Annotated in this window: 1 protein-coding gene; it reads right to left on the bottom strand. The window is 70.5% G+C overall.

Features of this window, described 5'->3' with window-relative positions:
- Window positions 1-290, bottom strand: a 290-nt coding sequence (locus KI686_RS17055) for a hypothetical protein (RefSeq protein WP_237590316.1), incomplete at its 3' end; no start/stop codon positions are given.
- Between the last annotated feature and the right edge of the window lie 69 nt (window positions 291-359).

The raw sequence follows: 359 nt of genomic DNA, 5'->3' as shown, positions 1-359 counted from the left end.
CGGTCGGGGGCGCCGGTCGCGGTGCGCGCGACCACGGCCCTGTCGGCCTCGGCGATGGCGTCCCGGATCTCCTTGCGGCGGGCGCGCTTGACGGCGCGGAACATCTTGCCGGTGGCCCGACGGACGGCGATGTAGTCCGGATGCTGCTGATCGACCTGATCGAGCTCGGCGAGCACCTTGAGCGCGATGGCGAGCTCAGCGGGGTCGATGCCGGAAGGCACGAGCGGCTCGGCTTCCGCGGTCCCTGACCCCTCCTGGGTCCCTGAGCTTGTCGAAGGGTCATCGGTCATTGGGCCGATTCTACCGTCCGGACCTGGACGCTCCGGAGTGGGGCTGACCGTTGTCGGAAGCCCGGCGTA

Source organism: Polaribacter sargassicola (assembly GCF_021991835.1).
GTDB lineage: Bacteria > Bacteroidota > Bacteroidia > Flavobacteriales > Flavobacteriaceae > Polaribacter > Polaribacter sargassicola.
Note: the sequence above shows the minus strand (reverse complement) of the source record. Positions and strands in the feature narration are given on the sequence as shown.